Source organism: Acuticoccus sp. MNP-M23 (assembly GCF_031195445.1).
In the GTDB taxonomy this organism is placed as follows: domain Bacteria; phylum Pseudomonadota; class Alphaproteobacteria; order Rhizobiales; family Amorphaceae; genus Acuticoccus.
On record NZ_CP133480.1, the window covers coordinates 2,921,011 to 2,938,359 of the forward strand.

The 17,349-nt window shown below is 65.2% G+C and carries 19 protein-coding genes; 15 read left to right on the forward strand and 4 right to left on the reverse strand.

From position 1 onward, the window contains the following. The first annotated feature begins 6 nt into the window (after positions 1-6). The 3 genes from RDV64_RS13550 (at position 7) to RDV64_RS13560 (ending at position 2,945) form a co-directional block, all read left to right on the forward strand. A complete protein-coding gene (locus RDV64_RS13550; protein WP_309195450.1) occupies positions 7-987 on the forward strand; it encodes an ABC transporter permease in 981 nt (326 codons plus the stop codon). After that, positions 984-2,018 carry an ABC transporter permease gene (locus RDV64_RS13555; protein WP_309195451.1) on the forward strand — a complete coding sequence of 345 codons (1,035 nt, stop codon included), beginning with the start codon at positions 984-986 and terminating at the stop codon, positions 2,016-2,018. The genes RDV64_RS13550 and RDV64_RS13555 overlap by 4 nt, the downstream gene beginning before the upstream one ends. A 159-nt stretch (positions 2,019-2,177) precedes the next feature. Beyond that, positions 2,178-2,945 carry an SDR family oxidoreductase gene (locus RDV64_RS13560; protein ID WP_309195452.1) on the forward strand — a complete coding sequence of 256 codons (768 nt, stop codon included), beginning with the start codon at positions 2,178-2,180 and terminating at the stop codon, positions 2,943-2,945. 67 nt (positions 2,946-3,012) lie between these two features. On the opposite strand, the gene RDV64_RS13565 is transcribed toward RDV64_RS13560, so the two are convergent. After that, positions 3,013-3,465 carry a DUF3775 domain-containing protein gene (locus tag RDV64_RS13565; RefSeq protein ID WP_309195453.1) on the reverse strand — a complete coding sequence of 151 codons (453 nt, stop codon included), beginning with the start codon at positions 3,463-3,465 and terminating at the stop codon, positions 3,013-3,015. After that, entirely contained in the window at positions 3,462-3,719 is a 258-nt protein-coding gene (locus tag RDV64_RS13570) for a hypothetical protein (protein ID WP_309195454.1), read from the reverse strand. The genes RDV64_RS13565 and RDV64_RS13570 overlap by 4 nt, the downstream gene beginning before the upstream one ends. A 222-nt stretch (positions 3,720-3,941) precedes the next feature. Here RDV64_RS13570 and ffh point away from each other — a divergent pair, with 222 nt between their 5' ends. The 5 genes from ffh (at position 3,942) to trmD (ending at position 8,392) form a co-directional block, all read left to right on the forward strand. Further along, positions 3,942-5,516, forward strand: coding sequence for a signal recognition particle protein (gene ffh, locus RDV64_RS13575; protein WP_309195455.1), 1,575 nt, complete (start codon positions 3,942-3,944; stop codon positions 5,514-5,516). Further along, positions 5,513-6,682 carry a GNAT family N-acetyltransferase gene (locus tag RDV64_RS13580; protein WP_309195456.1) on the forward strand — a complete coding sequence of 390 codons (1,170 nt, stop codon included), beginning with the start codon at positions 5,513-5,515 and terminating at the stop codon, positions 6,680-6,682. Before ffh ends, RDV64_RS13580 begins: the two co-directional genes overlap by 4 nt. Positions 6,683-6,743: 61 nt before the next feature. Then, the gene (rpsP, locus tag RDV64_RS13585; RefSeq protein WP_309195457.1) at positions 6,744-7,115 is read left to right on the forward strand and encodes a 30S ribosomal protein S16; all 372 of its coding nucleotides are present in this window, start codon (positions 6,744-6,746) and stop codon (positions 7,113-7,115) included. Between the two features lie 3 nt (positions 7,116-7,118). Continuing rightward, positions 7,119-7,697, forward strand: a complete 579-nt coding sequence (gene rimM / locus RDV64_RS13590; RefSeq protein WP_309195458.1) for a ribosome maturation factor RimM — start codon at positions 7,119-7,121, stop codon at positions 7,695-7,697. Further along, positions 7,694-8,392 carry a tRNA (guanosine(37)-N1)-methyltransferase TrmD gene (gene trmD, locus RDV64_RS13595; RefSeq protein WP_309195459.1) on the forward strand — a complete coding sequence of 233 codons (699 nt, stop codon included), beginning with the start codon at positions 7,694-7,696 and terminating at the stop codon, positions 8,390-8,392. Before rimM ends, trmD begins: the two co-directional genes overlap by 4 nt. A gap of 3 nt (positions 8,393-8,395) precedes the next feature. On the opposite strand, the gene RDV64_RS13600 is transcribed toward trmD, so the two are convergent. Then, entirely contained in the window at positions 8,396-8,989 is a 594-nt protein-coding gene (locus RDV64_RS13600; protein WP_309195460.1) for a VOC family protein, read from the reverse strand. 295 nt (positions 8,990-9,284) lie between these two features. On the opposite strand from RDV64_RS13600, the gene RDV64_RS13605 reads away from it, so the two are divergent. Continuing rightward, the gene (locus tag RDV64_RS13605) at positions 9,285-9,713 is read left to right on the forward strand and encodes an Hsp20 family protein (RefSeq protein WP_309195461.1); all 429 of its coding nucleotides are present in this window, start codon (positions 9,285-9,287) and stop codon (positions 9,711-9,713) included. 155 nt (positions 9,714-9,868) lie between these two features. Next, the gene (locus RDV64_RS13610) at positions 9,869-10,144 is read left to right on the forward strand and encodes a DUF1150 domain-containing protein (protein ID WP_309195462.1); all 276 of its coding nucleotides are present in this window, start codon (positions 9,869-9,871) and stop codon (positions 10,142-10,144) included. A 34-nt stretch (positions 10,145-10,178) separates the two neighbouring features. Here the strand turns inward: RDV64_RS13610 and RDV64_RS13615 are convergent, their stop codons facing one another. Next, entirely contained in the window at positions 10,179-10,703 is a 525-nt protein-coding gene (locus tag RDV64_RS13615) for a hypothetical protein (protein ID WP_309195463.1), read from the reverse strand. 213 nt (positions 10,704-10,916) lie between these two features. Between RDV64_RS13615 and RDV64_RS13620 the strand changes: the two genes are divergently transcribed. The 5 genes from RDV64_RS13620 to RDV64_RS13640 all read left to right on the forward strand — a co-directional run bounded on the left by RDV64_RS13620 (position 10,917) and on the right by RDV64_RS13640 (position 17,349). Continuing rightward, a complete protein-coding gene (locus tag RDV64_RS13620; protein ID WP_309195464.1) occupies positions 10,917-11,927 on the forward strand; it encodes an ABC transporter substrate-binding protein in 1,011 nt (336 codons plus the stop codon). Between the two features lie 421 nt (positions 11,928-12,348). Next, complete coding sequence (locus tag RDV64_RS13625) at positions 12,349-13,386, forward strand: ABC transporter substrate-binding protein (protein WP_309195465.1); 1,038 nt, start codon at positions 12,349-12,351, stop codon at positions 13,384-13,386. 89 nt (positions 13,387-13,475) lie between these two features. Continuing rightward, positions 13,476-14,393, forward strand: a complete 918-nt coding sequence (locus RDV64_RS13630; RefSeq protein ID WP_309195466.1) for a proline/glycine betaine ABC transporter permease — start codon at positions 13,476-13,478, stop codon at positions 14,391-14,393. 14 nt (positions 14,394-14,407) lie between these two features. Next, on the forward strand, positions 14,408-15,679 hold the full coding sequence (locus RDV64_RS13635) for a glycine betaine/L-proline ABC transporter ATP-binding protein (RefSeq protein ID WP_309195467.1): 1,272 nt from the start codon (positions 14,408-14,410) through the stop codon (positions 15,677-15,679). Positions 15,680-15,777: 98 nt separating this feature from the next. Continuing rightward, positions 15,778-17,349: an AMP-binding protein gene (locus tag RDV64_RS13640; protein WP_309195468.1), complete on the forward strand. Its 1,572-nt coding sequence runs from the start codon at positions 15,778-15,780 to the stop codon at positions 17,347-17,349.

Here is a 17,349-nt window from a genome sequence, read left to right on the forward strand (position 1 = left end):
CATCCGTTGAAGTTCTGGACCCGCAACGAGACGCTGGTCGCTCTGATCCTGATCGCGTTCATCGCGCTGACGGCCATTGTCGAGCCATCGTCATTCTCTGTCGGCACCTTTGCCGACCTTCTGCGCAACGGGCTCGTCCTCGGCATCTTTGCCATCGGCGTGCTGCTGGTGCTGATCTCGGGCGGGATTGACGTGTCGTTCACCGCGCTCTCTGCCTTTGCGATGTACGCCACCACAAAGGCGCTGATGGCGGCGGGCTTTACCGACTCCATGGCGCTCGCCTTCGTTCTGGCGGGCGGGATCGGCATCATGCTGGGCTGCGTCAACGGCTTCTTCGTCGCCACGCTCAAGCTGCCGACATTGATCGTGACGCTGGGGACGCTGTCGGTGTTCCGCGGCTTCGTGCTGACCTTCATCGGCAGCCAGCTGATTTCCAACGTGCCCTCCGGCATGAAGGATTTTTCGCGCTCCATGCTGGCGCGGGGTGATGCGTTCGACGGCTCGTTCTACCGCCTGCCCACCGCCCTCCTGGTCCTGCTGGTGGCGGTGGTGGTGACGTGGTTCATCCTTTACCGCACCACGCTGGGGCGCTCGATCTTTGCCATCGGCGGAAGCAAGGAAGCGGCAACGCGGATCGGCATCCCGGTCGTGCGCACGCAATATTTCATCTACGCCTATGTTGGGATGCTGTCGGGCATTGCCGGCATCGTCCACGCCTCCATGGCGCGGGTCGCCAACCCGTTCGACCTCGTGGGGCTCGAACTTTCGGTGATTGCCGCAGTGGTCCTCGGCGGCGCGCGTCTTTCGGGCGGCACCGGCACCATCTCGGGCACGCTGCTCGGCGTTGCGCTGATTGTCGTCATCAACAATTCGCTGATCACGCTCGGCATTCCGTCGACCTGGCAAAATGTGGTGATCGGTGTCCTCATCCTGTTCGGCACGGGGATTCCGGCCTGGCAGGCCAAGCGGCAGGAGCGGCAGGCATGAGTTCGGGTGTCGGGCGCGGTAGCGGGGCGGCGGAACGCAAGCACCTCATTCGCCTCGGGATCATTGCGGTGGCGATCTTCACCGTCATGAGCCTGGTGCGGCCGGAGCTGTTCTTCACCTCGGCCAACTTCCAGTCGATGGCTTTCCAGTTTCCCGAATACGGCATTCTGGCGCTGGCGGTGATGCTTGCCATGCTCACCGGCGGCATCGACCTTTCAATCATCGGCACGGCCAACCTGTCAGGCATTCTGGCAGCGCTCCTCATGGGCGCTCTGGTGCCGGACGCGGCGGGCACGGGGCCTGAGGTGATTGGCGCCATTGCGCTTGCCATTGCGCTGTCGCTTGCCGTGGGTGCGCTGTGCGGCGCGATCAACGGCATTGCCATAGCCGGGGTCGGCATTCCGGCCATTCTGGCGACGCTGGGCACGGGGCTGGTGTTCACCGGCATTGCCATCGTCATCACCGAAGGGCGGGCGGTGCTGAACTTTCCCGATGCGTTCGCTTACATCGGCAATGGCCGGGTGGGGCCCGTGCCGGTGCCTGTGGTGATCTTCGCAGTCCTGGCGATCGGACTCGCCTTTGTCCTGTCGCGCACCAAGTTTGGCCTGCGCATCTACCTCATGGGCACCAACCCGCTGGCGGCGCGTTTTGCGGGCATCGACAACACCTGGATCACCATGCGCACCTACATCGCGTGCGGGATGTTGTCGTCATGCGCCGGGCTGGTGCTGATGAGCCGCGCCAACTCGGCCAAGGCCGACTACGGCACGTCTTATCTGCTGCTGGCTGTGCTGATTGCGGTTCTCGGCGGCACCAACCCCTATGGCGGGTTCGGCAGGGTGCTGGGGATCGTGCTTGCGGTATTTTCGCTGCAATGCCTGTCGTCCGGCTTCAACATGCTGCAATTCTCCAACTTCGCCAAAGAGCTAGTGTGGGGGCTGACGCTCCTCACGGTGATGGGGCTCAGCGAAGTCTCGCTGTCGCGCCGCCGCCCCGCAGCGAAAACCGGCGGCACCAAACCCGCCGGCTAGGCAAATCAACGCACCGGCGGACGCTGTTCCGGGTGACAGCGCTCGCCGTCTCGGTCGCGGTGCCGGTGGCGTGGCGCAGGGGCCGGCCGCCGCCTCCCGCTTGACCTCCGGCGCTGGCACCCCCAATCGTCCGGCGCACACAACAAAAAGGACGCACCTGTGGGGGACACCAACCTATTTGCACTCGACGGGCGAACCGCGCTCATCACCGGCTCCTCGCAGGGGATCGGGTTTGCGCTGGCCGAGGGGCTCGCCAAGGCAGGCGCCAGGATCATCCTCAACGGGCGCGACGAGGCGAAGCTGACCAGCGCCGCGACGCGCATCGCCCACGGCGAACCGGCCCATGCGCTTGCGTTCGATGCCACCGACCATGCCGCGGTGCGCGCAGCGGTGGACGGTTACGAAGACGATCACGGGCCGATCCACATTCTCATCAACAATGCCGGGATGCAGCACCGCGGCCCGCTGGAAGAATTTCCCGCCGATGCGTTCGAGCGCCTGATGCGCACGAATGTATCCAGCGTCTTCAATGTGGGGCAGGCGTGCGCGCGCCACATGATCGGCCGCAAGTCCGGCAAGATCATCAACATCGCTTCGGTGCAGAGCGCGCTGGCCCGGCCGGGGATCGCGCCCTACACGGCGTCCAAGGGCGCGGTCTCGAACCTTACCAAGGGAATGGCGACGGACTGGGCGCGCCATGGCCTCAACGTCAACGCCATTGCGCCCGGCTACTTCGACACGCCGCTCAACGCCGCGCTTGTGGCCGATCCGGACTTTACCGAGTGGTTGTCCAAGCGCACGCCGCAAGGGCGCTGGGGGCAGTTGCCCGAGCTGGTGGGCGCTGCGGTGTTCCTGTCGTCGGATGCGGCGAGCTTCGTCAACGGGCACACGCTGTTCGTCGATGGCGGGATCACGTCCTCGCTCTGACGGCACCCGCCCCCCAAAAAAAAAGCCCGCTGCTGCGGGCCTTCTTACCGACTGATGGGCGAGGGGGTCAGACCGCCTGCTTGCTGCGCCAGATTTCCCAGGCATCCAGTCCGTTGCCGAGGTGGCTGGGGAAGAGCTCGATATCGAACAGCCGGTGGCTTGCCGGCCCGTTGGCGTCGACCTTCACGGCGCTGACCGCGCTGTCGAGGTCCGCCGCCTCGTAGTCGCCTCGGCCGATGAGCACCAGCGCGACCAACTCGGCCTGCTCGTCCACGTTGAGGCTGTCGATCATCGCCGCGGTTTCGGTGCGGAAGAGGCGCGGGGCGTTCTCGTCCGACAGGCTCTCTTCATTGTCCCTGCGGAGCGTTGTGGCCGGGTCGATTTCCATCTCCATCTCCGGCATGTCGTCTTCGGCGTCCGGCATGGGGAACATGGCGGCGCGACCCTTGGCTACAATCATGCGCACAAGCTCGGGGTCGACGCTGAGCTCGCGCACGCCGTCTGTGTCGGTGCTGCTCATTTGTCGTCTCCTGTGCCGCCATCGCGGTTGCCCTTGCCGAGCTCCGCCTTCGCGCGAACATCCTTGTCCAGCATCTTTGCGCTTTCCACCGGGCCGGAATCGGCGTCCTGCTTGACGTTGGGCACAGCGTGCCGCTGGTTGTGGACGCTTGCCTGATCGTCGCCCTGCAACTGGTTGTTGCCCATGATGTCGCTGGCGAGGTCGCTCTGGCTGAGGCTCGCGTCCCTGTCGCTCTTGCTGTCAGGGTTGGCCATGGTGGTCTCCTTCTCGTTGGGATGCTAATTCGGACCTCCCGGCTTGCGTTCCAGCGCGCCGTTCCCGTGGCGCGCGGTTGCTTGACGCGGGGGCGGGAAGGGCGTATCTGCCGGGACATTCGAATTCGCCCGTCAGCGCGTTGCGCCCACGGGCGCATTTTGCGTTGACTTGAAGCTCTGCCCGGCGGCGGGACGACCCACCCTTAATTCAAGGACCGGCCCATGTTCGACAGCCTTTCAGATCGCCTCTCAGGCATTTTCGACAAGCTCACCAAGCGTGGCGCTCTGTCGGCGGCCGACGTGGATCTGGCGCTGCGCGAAGTTCGCCGGGCGCTGCTGGAGGCCGACGTCGCGCTTCCCGTCGTGCGCGACTTTGTGGAGCGCGTGCGCGAGAAGTCGGTCGGCGTCGAGGTGGTGAAGTCCGTCACCCCCGGCCAGATGGTCGTCAAGATCGTGCACGACGAGCTGATCGCGATGCTGGGCGAGACGGCGGTCTCGATCAGCCTGAGCGCCGCAGCGCCCGTCGCGATCATGATGGTCGGCCTGCAGGGCTCGGGCAAGACGACCACCTCCGCCAAGATCGGCCGCCGCCTCCAGAACCGCGACAAGAAGCGCGTCCTGATGGCCTCGCTCGACACGCGCCGCCCTGCCGCGCAGGAGCAGCTCCGCGTCCTCGGCGAAGAGAATTCCATCGAGACGCTGAAGATCGTGCCCGGCCAGAGCCCGACGCAGATTGCCGAGCGTGCGATGACCGCGGCCCGCCTCGGCGGCTTCGACGTCGTCATCCTCGACACGGCCGGCCGGCTCCACATCGACGAGCCACTGATGCACGAGATGGCGGACATCAAGCGCGCCACCAACCCGCACGAAATCCTGCTGGTGGTGGATTCGCTGACCGGCCAGGACGCCGTCAACGTCGCAAAAAGCTTCGACGAGCGCGTCGGCGTGACTGGCACCGTCCTCACCCGTGTTGATGGCGACGGGCGCGGCGGTGCGGCACTCTCCATGCGCGCCGTCACCGGCAAGCCGATCAAGCTGATCGGCGTCGGCGAAAAGGCCGATGCGCTGGAAGACTTCCACCCGCAGCGGATTGCCGACCGTATCCTCGGCATGGGCGACATCGTCTCGCTGGTGGAAAAGGCGGCGGAGCACGTCGACGCGGAAAAGGCCGCGGCGATGGCCCAGAAGATGGCCAAGGGCGGCTTCGACCTTGACGATCTGAAGGACCAGCTCGGCCAGATGGAGAAGATGGGCGGCCTTGGCGGCCTGATGGGCATGATGCCCGGCATCGGCAAGGCCAAGAAGCAGATGGACGCCGCCGGCATCGACGACCGCGTCATCAAGCGCCAGGTCGCGATCATCAACTCCATGACGCGGACCGAGCGCAAGAAGCCCGACCTTCTCAAGGCGAGCCGCAAGAAGCGCATTGCGGCGGGCTCCGGCACCAAGGTGGAGGAGGTCAACAAGCTCCTCAAGATGCACCGCCAGATGGCCGACGTTATGAAGATGATGGGCAAGAAGAAGGGCGGCCTGATGGGCGCGCTCGGCGGCATGATGGGGATGGGCGGCGGCGGCGGCATGCCGCAGATGCCGGCAGGAGCCATGCCCGGCGGCGGCCAGATGCCGAAGATGGACCCGGCCGACATGGAAAAGATGGCGCGCCAGATGGGCGGCGGCATGCCGGGCCTTGGCGGCCCTGGCGGAATGCCGGGCGGCCTTCCGGGTCTTGGCGGCGGCATGCCTGCGCTTGGCGGCGGCCACGGCAAGGGCAAGCGCCAGAAAGCCAAGCGGAAGTGAGCCTGTCGCCCGCCATCTTCGCGACCGACGACGACGCAGCGCGCCGTGCTGCAGCGGAGGCCGTCGCACGCGGCCCGTTCATGATGCCGCAGTTCATCCGCACCCGGCGGCTGACGCTGACGCTGTTTGCGCGCCATCATCTGGAGCCGTTCTCCCGCCTCGTCTCGGATCCCGAGACCGGCCGTTTCCTCGGTGGCCAGACGGACCGCGCGGGCGTGTTCGACCGGATGGCACGCATGTCCGGCGCATGGCGGATCTACGGCTTCGGCATCTATGCGCTGACCGATGCCGAGGGCGTGTTCGTCGGCTATGCCGGCCTCTGGTTCCCGCACGACCGCCCCGAAATCGAGATCGCCTACGGCCTGATGCCCGAAGCGCGCGGGATGGGCCTTGCAATCGAGGCGGTGTCGGCAATCTGCGCCACGGCAGAAGCGTGCGGCGTCAATGCTCTGGTCAGCTACGTTGCGCCGGACAATGAAGCATCGCGCCGCGTGGCCGAAGCGGCCGGCGCCACCCGCGACGGCACGCTGCCTCATGTGAACGGCCTTGCCGAAGTGTGGCGTTACCCCGTTGCCGCGCGGCCTGCGCCTGCCAACGATGACGGCGTGTTCGTGGACGCCAGCGTCATGCCTCTGCGGATCCGGACCCGCCGGCTGATGCTGTGCCCCTGGCAGCCCGACCACTTCGACCGTTTTGCCGCGCATCTGGCCGACGAGCGGACCACCCGCTTTCTGGCCGGGCCGCAAAGCTACGGCGATGCCACCCGCGCGTTCTTCGCGCTGGCGGGCCAGTGGCTCCTGCGCGGCTATGGCATGTATGCGGTGGAGGCGGACGGCCGCTTTGTCGGCACCGTCGGCCTGTACCATCCGCAAAATTCGCGCGAGCGGGAGCTGGTCTACTCCATCACCGCAGACGCGCGCCGGCTGGGTTATGCCGCCGAGGCCGCCAAGGCCGTGCGCGACGTTGCCGCCGCGCAGGGGCTCGACCGGCTGGTCAGCTACATCGACCCCGCCAACGCCGGCTCCATCGCCATCGCCGAAAAGCTCGGTGCGGTGCATGAGGGCGACGTCAATTTCACCGGCCTGACCGACATGGTGTGGGCCTATCCCGTTCCGGGCGCTGGCAGCGAGCTGCCGGCCGCCATCAAGGAAATAGAACCGGCGTGATCCACGCCCGGTTTCGGCGCTGCCGAAGCCGTTTCAGCTCAGAAATCCCTAAGGAGAAGCAATGTCCACGAAAATTCGTCTCGCCCGCGGTGGCTCCAAGAAGCGTCCGTATTACCGCATCGTCGTTGCCGATGTGCGCGCCCCGCGCGACGGCCGCTTCATCGAGAAGGTCGGCAGCTACAACCCGATGCTCGCCAAGGACCACCCCGAGCGCGTGACGCTGATCGAAGAGCGTGTGAAGCATTGGCTCGGTCTCGGCGCCCAGCCGACCGACCGCGTGCTGCGCTTCCTCGACCAGGCTGGTATCGCCAACCGCGCTGCCCGCAACAACCCCAACAAGGCGACCCCCGGCAAGAAGGCCCAGGAGCGCACCAAGCGTGACGCCGATGCCGCCGCTGCTGCTGCGGCCGAAGGCGAAAACGCCGAGGCGTAAGCCATGGCAGGGGACCCTCGCGGGACCGCCGGCGAACCGACCGTGGTCATGGCCACGATCGGCGCCGCCCACGGCGTGCGCGGTGCGGTCAAGCTGACCGTTCATGCCGAAGACCCGGCGACGCTGAAGCGGTACAACCCGTTTCAGACCGCGGACGGGCGCACCTTCAAGGTGAAAAGCGTCAAGCCGATCGGCAAGGCGCTGGTGGCGGAACTGGAAGGCGTTCCGGACCGCAATGCGGCCGAATTGTTGCGCGGGACCGACCTTCTCGTTCCGCGCAGGCGCCTGCCGCGTCCCGACGAGGAAGAGTTCTACCACATCGATCTCATCGGCCTTCAGGCGCGTCTGGTCTCCGGCGAGATCCTGGGTGTCGTCCGCGCCGTCAACGATTTCGGGGCCGGCGACATTCTGGAGATTGTCGGGCCGCGCACGGTGATGGTGCCGTTTACGCAGGTTTGCGTGCCGGCCGTCGATCTGGAAGCCGGCACACTCACGGTCGACCCGATCCCCGGCCTTCTCGATGAGCCGGGCGAACCGCCGGCCGATGCCGAAATCAGCGACACGAACGACGGCGGCGCATGAGCTTTCACGCCACCGTCCTGACCCTTTACCGCGACATGTTCCCCGGCCCCCTCGGCCATGCCCTGGCCGGACGGGCGCTTTCGGAGGGGCGCTGGGCGCTGGATGCGGTCGACATTCGCAGCTTTGCCACCGACCGGCACCGCACGGTGGACGGCACCCCGGCCGGCGGCGGCCCCGGCATGGTGATGCGGCCCGACGTTCTGGCCGCTGCCATCGACGGGTCCGGCGGCGCCGGGCCGCGCCTCCTGATGAGCCCGCGCGGTGTCCCGTTCGATCAGGCGATGGCAACGCGCCTTGCAGAAGGGCCGGGCGTGACGCTGGTGTGCGGCCGCTTCGAGGGGGTCGACCAGCGGGTGATCGAGGCGCGAGGCCTCACCGAGGTTTCCATCGGCGACTATGTGCTTGCGGGCGGCGAGGTGGCGGCGTTCGCCATCCTGGACGCAATCGTCCGGCTCCTGCCCGGCGTGATGGGCAACAACCAGTCGGCCGCTGAGGAGAGCTTTTCGGACGGGCTTCTGGAGCATCCCCAGTATACGCGGCCTGCGCTTTTCGAAGGGCGGGAGATCCCCGCGGTCCTGACCAGCGGAGACCATGGCCGCGTCGCCGCCTGGCGCGCCGCCGAGCGCGAGGCGCTGACCGCAGCCCGCCGACCGGACCTTCTGGCGCCAGTCCGCCGCGGGCGTGCGGCGGACTGAGGATCAGTTCGCGGGTTCGGTGTTGGACCACAGGACGGTGTCGGCGCCGTCTTCGTAGGCCATGCCGTTCGGGAACGAGATGGCCTCCATCTGAAGGCCCCAGGGCGTGTAGAAATACAGGATCGTCTGCCCGGCAGCGGGGCCTTCGTTCACGGGGAGGGGACCCAGCAGCGTCCGCAACCCCTTCGACTTCAGATAATCCGCCGCAGCGTCGATATCGTCCACATAGATGGCGATGTGATAGCCGCCGACGTCGCTGTTGCGGGGGAACACGGTGTCCTGATCTGGCGCGTCGTAATCGAACAACTCGATGTTGGAGCCGTTGCCGCAGCGGATGAGGGTGATTTCGTTGACCACGGCACGCGGGTCGACGTTGAGAAGGTCCTGCATGAAGGTGCCCTCATCGTCCCGGAACGGTCCGAAGCTGGTTGCCTTTGCGCACCCCAGCACATCGGTGAAGAACGTTGTGGCCTCTGCAAGGTCCGGCACTGTCAGCCCGATGTGGTTGACCCCGCGCATGCCGGGAAGTGTGTCGGCGGCCGCCGGCAGCGCAAGCAAGGCGCACGCACCAGCAAGAATGCTTTTCAGGCCTGTCATTGATCTGGTCCTCTCTGGAGACTGAAGCGCTTGAACTGACGTGGTGTCGCCCCGGCGATCCACGCACCCGACGGGCTTCTGATTGTGACTGCGATGTTTGCTGTGGCGGCATTTTATTTCAAGAGTGAAATGGATTGATGCTGGAGGCATCGCGGCGAGGGGATCGCGGCGCCCGATCCTGTTTCCTGACCGGCGCGGACCTTGTTCCAGGCTGGTCAGAGTACAATATGGGGGTGAGCGGAGGATGCCGGTTCGGGTCCCCCGCCACGGTCGCTTGGATCAAGGATCGCCTTAGATGAGCCGAATAACACAACTTTCGAGCCCGCTTCTGCTGGGCTTCGAGGAAATCGAGCGAGTGCTCGACCGGGTTACCAAGAGCGGAAGCGATGGCTACCCGCCCTACAATATCGAGCGGATCGCCGCGGCTGACGGAGACCGGTTGCGGATCACGCTGGCGGTTGCCGGCTTCAGCCGTGAGCAGCTTTCCGTCACCGTCGAGGACAACCAGCTCGTGATCCGCGGGCAGCAGACGATGGATGCCGAGGAAGGCCGCCACTTTCTGCACCGCGGTATCGCCGCCCGGCAGTTCCAGCGGGCGTTCGTCCTGGCCGAAGGGATTGAGATCCTGACAGCCGGGCTGGCGGATGGTCTCTTGTCCATCGACCTGGTGCGGCCGGAGCCGGAGCGCACGGTCCGAACCATCGAAATTGCAGCCGAACGATAAAAATCATCGGATTGGCAGCGGCATTGCACCGGACAGGCTTGCCGACAGCTTCGGTGAAGCGTGTCAAGCCGCCGGGCAGCTTGGTATCAATACAGTGAGATCGGGCGCGCCTGGTGTTGGCACCTTGGCAGCGCACTTAGTAAGGAGTGAGTGGGATGATCGAGAGCGGTAAGGTGTCGGGGCGCACGTCCGCCCCTCTCATTAGCGAGCACCAGCTTGCTGCGCTGGGCGAAGGGCACGTTGCATACGTGCGACAGCTCCGCTCGGAGGATGTGCACGACGTCTTCCCCGAAGCGCCGGAAATGGAGCCGGGTCAGGCGGTGTGGGCCTTGTTGTCGGCCGCTGGCGCGCCCATCGTGCTTGCGGATACGGCTCAGGCGATCCTCGAGAATGCGATGGAAAACAACCTCGTGACCGTCAGCGTTCACTAAGCGCCGGGTTGAGATACCGGCAGCCGGTGCGACTTCAGTAGTCGAACCGGCTGTTGCCGCTGCCAAGCGGATTGGGCGTTGCCGTCCGGTGCGTCCAGAAAAAAGCCGCGGCGACGAGACCTGCTGCCGCGATCACCACCGATAGTGCCGTGTCGGCGTCCATCGCCAGCGGCGCATCGAGGAGGAAGGCGCTGGCCGCCGCCTCCACCAACGAGACCATCAGCAGCGTGCTGGCCCCGAACACCCTTGACGGCACCGAGCCGCGGTGGGTGATGAAGCCGACCACGGATGCCGCGCCGAACAGGCTGGCGAGCAGAACCACGGTCGTGATGTCGGCGCCGGGCAGAGCTTCCTTCGGCGTCAGCACCGCAAGCACGGCCAGAATGGCGTAGCGCACCCCCAAAAGCACGAACAGCAGCGATGACAGCCCAACGTCGAGCGCCCGGCTTCTGGTGAAGGGCCGGCGGCGGCGCAGCATTCCGACAGTGGCCACAATGGCCGCCACGGTGAGGAGCGCACCGGCGTCAACCTGCGCATAAAGGTATGCCAGCATTGCCATCGTTGTCCGCTCTCCCCTGTTTTGAGCCTGCCTCGGCCGTTTTTTGTATGATGGCTAAATGTCGCCCACCACGCTGAAAGGCAACTGCGAATTTTGTGTCGCCACCAACCCGCTGCGACACTAGGCGCTTGCGGATCGGTCTGTACCATTTGGCATCTTGCCGGTCAGTTGGCTAGGCTTGGCCGAACGACGTTCCAGCTGGGCGATAGTCCCATGAAATTCTGCTCAACCCAAATAGTCGCGGGCGCTGCCCTGGCGCTGGTTGCCGGGGGGGTCCCCCAGGCAGCACACGCGGCGTGCCCGATCGACGATACGATCATGTTCGGCGGCCTCGATTACGGGTCCGCTGCCTTCCACACCGCGCTGGCGCGCACGGTGCTCGAAAAGGGGTATGACTGCAAAACCGACGTGATCCCCGGTACCACGCTCATTCTCAACCAGGGCCTGGCACGCGGCGACGTGGACCTTCTGATGGAAGTGTGGACCGCCAACACCGCGCAGTCCTTTCTGGATGCAGAGGCCGACGGCAAGGTCACGCGCCTTGGTGCGACATTCCCCGATGCCATCGAAGGATGGTTTGTGCCGCGCTACATGGTGGAGGGTGAAAATGCGCCTGCGCCGGATCTCACATCGGTCGACCAGCTGCCGGAATACAAGGCGCTGTTCGAGGACCCAGAGGAGCCGGACAAGGGCCGCTTCTACAATTGTGTGATCGGCTGGCAGTGCGAGGTGGTCAATTCCAAGAAGCTGACCGCCTACGGGCTGGACGATGATTTCACGAACATCCGCCCCGGCGCCGGGGCGGCGCTCGAGGCCGCCGTGGAAGCCGCGTACCTGCGCGAAAAGCCGGTCCTCTTCTACCACTGGGCACCGACGTGGCTGATCGGCAAATATGATTTCGTCATGCTGGACGAGCCGGACTACGACAAGGCCGTCTGGGATGAGATGATGGCTGCCGATACGCCAACGGAAGCAACGGCTTATCCGCAAACCCGCGTCGTGATCGGCGCCAATGTCGACTTCACCAGCAAGTCGGATGCGCTGACGGATTTCCTGACCGCGTACTCCACCACCAGTGCCCAGACCAGCAGTGCGCTAGCCTACATGCGGGAGAACGACGCATCCCCTGAGGAGGCGGCCGAGGATTTCCTGCGCAACAGCGAGGACGTCTGGTCAACCTGGGTGCCGGACGATGTTGCAGCGAAGATATCCGGGTCGCTCTAGGTAATTTTTGTAACGCTGACTGGAAACTGCGCATAAAACACCATTTTATGCGCAGTTTGTTGTTGTGAGAAGTATTCACTGCTGAAGCGTGCCAGTTTCGGTAGGTGATCTACTTTATGAAAATCCCGGATATTGCGCGTTTCGCCCTTTTTGACGAGCCGCTGGGTGCGGCCGAAGAGGGCGAGCGCTTTACTTTAATCTCAAGTCCGTTATATATCCGATAACTGGATGAAATCGCTTGTCCAACGCTGGCGGAAATTCCGGTGCTGCACCGCTTGAGCCCATGTGCTCTTGCATAGATGCGCTCCCGAGATTCCTGCCGCTCAGGCCAGCCTGATGGTGAACCGCTTCGGTGGTTCTTGATCGTTAGGCCGCCTCTGCAAACAGCTATCGGCGATTTCACGAAATAAGGAGACTACGCTTGAAACGACTCATGTTCGCGGCCACCCTCGCAGCGTCCCCCCTTCTTGCCGTCACTGCGGCACAGGCACAGGCCGATTGCGCTGGCCTCGACCGTCCTGTGGTTCTCGCCGGGCTCGATTGGGACTCCAACTCGTTCCACAACGGCGTGGCCGGTTTCATTCTCGAAAATGGTTATGGCTGTAACGTCGAATCCATTCCCGGCTCCACCATTCCGCTGATGAACGGCATGATCCGCGGTGATATCGACATCACCATGGAAATGTGGATCCCGAACGTGAAGGACGCGTGGGAAAAGGCCGTCGCCGATGGCGATGTGGCGGAAGTCGGCGTGTCCTATCCGGACGCCACGCAGGCCTGGTTCGTGCCCAAATATCTCGTCGAAGGTGACGATGCGCCGGCACCGGGCCTCAAGTCCGTGTCCGACCTGCCGAAGTACAAGGATCTGTTCGCAGACCCCGAAGAGCCCGGCAAGGGCCGGTTCTACAACTGTATTCTCGGCTGGGGCTGCGAGCAGTTCAACACCAAGAAGCTGAAGGCCTACGACCTTCTGAACGACTACACCAACTTCCGCCCCGGCACCGGCGGCGCACTGTCCGGCGCCATCGAGTCGTCGATCCTGCGCGAAAAGCCGATCGTGTTCTACTACTGGGGTCCGACCTGGGTGCTCGGTAAGGTTGGCGATCAGATCGTCCAGCTGGAAGAGCCGGAGCACGACGAAGCGATCTGGGAAAAGCTGGCGAGCACCCCCGAGGATCAGGTGGACGCAAGCTTCGACGCGACCGCCTATCCGCTGGTGAAGGTCAGCATCGCGGCCAACACCGAGTTCGCCAAGGAAGCCGGCACGCTGGTCGAGTTCCTCGGCAAGTACGGGCTCGACGCGGCGACCGTCTCCAAGGCGCTGGCGTACATGCAGGACGAGTCCGCATCGGCTGACGAGGCTGGTGAGTGGTGGCTCGCCAACAACATGGACGTCTGGAAGGCCTGGGTGCCGGCCGACGTTGCAGAGCGCGTCGAAGCTGCGCTCCAGTCGAGCTGAACAGCGGAAGTTCCGCAAAGGTAGCAATCGCGGCGGCGTCACCAAGGGGGCGCCGCCGTATTTGTATGGTGGGATGAAGGAAACACCCCATGGAAGAACAACCCAGCTTTTTTGAACGTATCACGGACAACTTCCAGGAATGGTTGTTCTTCGACGGCGCGGTCGGCGATGCGATCCGCAAATCGACCAACGAATTCGTCCGCTTCCTCGTCATCAACTATGGTGACGGCTTCGAGGCATTCTCCAATTTTCTGCTGCAGGCGCTGGTCTGGCTGGAGCGGCTGCTGGATGCGACGCCTGTGCTCGTCATCCTCGCTTTTGTCGGCCTGCTCGCCTATGCCGCCTCGCGCCGCGTGCTCCTCTCGGTCGGGATGATGGTGGCGCTCTGGTTCGTGGGCACCCTCGGCCTCTGGGACAAGGCGATGCAGACCATCGCCATCATGATCGTCGCAGTGCTGATGTCCGTCATCATCGGCATCCCGACCGGCGTGCTCACCGCAAAGTCCAACCGGGCGCGCTCGATCATCAACCCGATCCTCGACCTGATGCAGACCATCCCGAGCTTCGTCTATCTCATTCCGGCGGTGATGCTGTTCGGCCTTGGCAAGATCCCGGCGATCCTCGCCACGGTCATCTACGCCACCCCGCCGCTCATCCGCCTGACCGACCTTGGCATCCGCTACGTGGACGCCGAAGTGGTGGAGGCGAGCCGTGCCTTCGGCGCCAACCGCTGGCAGATGCTGTCGGGCGTCCAGATCCCGCTGGCGCTGCCCTCCATCATGCAGGGCATCAACCAGACGATGATGATGGCGCTCGCCATGGTGGTCATCGCCTCCATGATCGGCGCGCGCGGCGTCGGCGAAACCGTGCTCCTCGGCCTTCAGCGCAACGACGCGGGGCAGGGCCTGATCGGCGGCATTGCCATTGTGGTGCTGGCCATCATCTTCGACCGGATCAGTCAGGCGGCGGGCCAACGTGCCCAGAAGCATCGCCAAGTCGCGCACTAAGGATCGTCTGACACATGTCACTCATCGAAGTTCAGAACGTCACCAAGATCTTTGGCCCGCGCCCCAAGCAGGCGCTGGCGCGGTACCGCGAGGGCCTGTCCAAGGAAGAGCTTCTGGCCGAAACCGGCCACACGCTCGGCCTGTCGGACGTCAGCCTCTCCATCGCCAAGGGCGAGATCTTCGTGGTCATGGGCCTGTCGGGTTCCGGCAAGTCCACCCTCATCCGCCACTTCAACCGGCTGATCGAGCCGACGGACGGGCAGATCCTCGTCCACGGCAACGATGTGCTGAAGCTGTCCGCCGGGCAGCTCCAGGAGTTCCGGCGCACCACCATGAGCATGGTGTTCCAGCGCTTCGGACTGATGCCGCACCGCACGGTCCTGCAGAACGTCGCCTACGGCCTTGCCGTGCGCGGTGTCCCCAAGCGGGACCGCGAAGAGCAGGCCATGGGCTGGGTCCAGACGGTGGGACTTTCAGGCTACGAACACCAGTACCCGACGCAGCTTTCGGGCGGCATGCAGCAGCGTGTGGGTCTTGCCCGTGCGCTGGCGACCGATGCCGAGATCCTGTTGATGGACGAGGCGTTCTCCGCACTCGACCCGTTGATCCGCAGCCAGATGCAGGACCAGCTGATCGAACTGCAGGCCGAGCTTGGCAAGACCATCGTCTTCATCACCCACGATCTTGATGAAGCGCTGCGCATCGGTGACCAGATCGCCATCCTGAAGGACGGCAGGCTCAGTCAGGTGGGCAAGCCGGCCGAGATCCTGCTGCACCCTGCGGACGACTATGTGGCCTCCTTCGTGCGCGACGTGAACCGCGCCCGTGTTCTCACCGTGGACACGGTGATGAAACCGCCGATTGCGCGGCTCACCTCAGGCAATCTGGAGCGGGCACTGGCCGAGATGCGCCGCGTCAACTCGCCGTTCGGCTATGTGGAAGACAGCGACGGCTACCGCGGCATCGCCCGGCAGGACCGTGTGGAGGAAGCCATCAGCGCCAAGGGCGAGGGTGACCTTTACAGCCTGGCTGAAGCCGGACCGACGCTGACAGCGGACGACGCGCTGGAATCGGCGCTGCCCACAGCACTCGATACGGACTACCCGCTCCCGGTGGTGGACGACAGCGGCGCGCTGATGGGTGTCGTGTCCAGCCGCGAGATGTCGAGCGTGCTCAGCCCGCCCAAGGCGGTGGAGCACCCCGCCAACGAGGACGAGCCGGCAACGCCGACCGTGCCGGCCGCTGCCGCCGACGATGGCGAACCGCCCAAGGCCGCCGCAGGCTGACGCCTGACGGATTGCGGCGCCGGCCTTCTTCCCCCGGCGCCGCAAATCGGCAATTGTTGCCGCGTGCGCGCAGGATGCGCGGCAGTGAACGAGCCAGCATGATCCGCCTGTCCGACTTTGCCTCCTACGAGGATGCACGCGCCAACTTCCGCTGGTCCGTGCCGGCCCGCTGCAACATTGCCGAGATCTGTTGTGGCCATTGGGCGCGCACCGACCCGGAGCGGCCCGCCCTTATCCTGCCGGACGAGACGGGCGCCCCGCGTTCACTCACCTACGGTGCCCTTGAGGCCGACGTGAACCGCTGCGCCAACGCGTTGGTATCGCTCGGCGTCGGCCGCGGCACCGCCGTTGCCATCCATCTCGGCCAATCCCTCGAAACCGTTGCGGTCCATCTTGCGGTGTACAAGCTTGGCGCCGTTGCAGTGCCGCTCGCCGCGGTGTTCGGCCCGGAGGCGATCAGTTTTCGCATGGAGGCCTCGGGCGCCGCGCTTCTGGTCACCGGAGATGCCGGCAACCGGATGCCAGACCTTGCCGCAACGGTCCTTCCGGTGACCGGCCCCGGCCGCAACCTGCGCGATATGATGGCAGCAGCATCAAGCACGGCGGAGACCGCGCCCACGGGGCCGGACGATCCTGCGATGATGATCTTCACCTCCGGCACCACGGGCCTGCCCAAGGGGGCGCTCCACGGCCACCGTGTGCTTTTGGGGCACATTCCGGGGGTGCAGATGCACCACGACCTGATGCCCCACAGAGGCGATCGACTGTGGACCCCGGCGGACTGGGCGTGGGCCGGCGGCCTTCTCAATGTGCTGTTGCCGGGGCTTGCCATGGGGGTGCCCGTGGTGGCGCAGCGTCAGCGCCGGTTCGATCCCGAAGAGGCGCTCGACTGGGCGCGCGTTGCGGGCGTGCGGAACGCTTTCATCCCGCCAACGGCGCTGCGGATGATGCGCGATACGCGGCCGAAGCTCGATTTGCGCTCCGTCGGCTCGGGCGGCGAGCAGCTCGGTGCTGCCACGTTCGACTGGGGCCGGCAGCATCTGGGACTGACCATCAACGAGTTTTACGGGCAGACCGAGGCCAATCTGGTCCTGTCGAGCTGCGCGGCGTGGGGCATTGCAACGCCCGGCATCATCGGCCGCCCCGTGCCGGGGCACGACGTTGCCGTGATCGACGAGGCGGGCACGCCGGTGCCGGACGGTGCGCAGGGCACCATCGGCATTCGCGCGCCGGATCCGGTGATGTTTCTCGGCTACCACGGCAACGAGGCGGCCACTGCCGAGAAGTTTGCGGGCGATTACATGACCACCGGCGACCAGGGGGTTGCGGGGCCGGATGGCATCCGCTTCGTGGGCCGTGACGACGATGTGATCTCGTCGGCCGGCTACCGGATCGGCCCCGGCGAAATCGAGAGCTGTCTTGCCGGCCATCCGGCCATTGCGCTGGCGGCGGTGGTGGGGCGGCCCGATGCCGTCCGCGGCGAGATCGTGGCCGCCTTCATCAGGCTTGTCCCTGGCGCTGCGCCCGTGGACGCGCTGAAGGCCGACATCCAGACCTATGTTCGCGAACGGCTTTCCGCGCACGAATACCCGCGACAGATCGAATTTGTGGACGACATCCCGCTCACATCCACAGGCAAGGTGATCCGCCGGATGTTCCGCCAGGGCTGA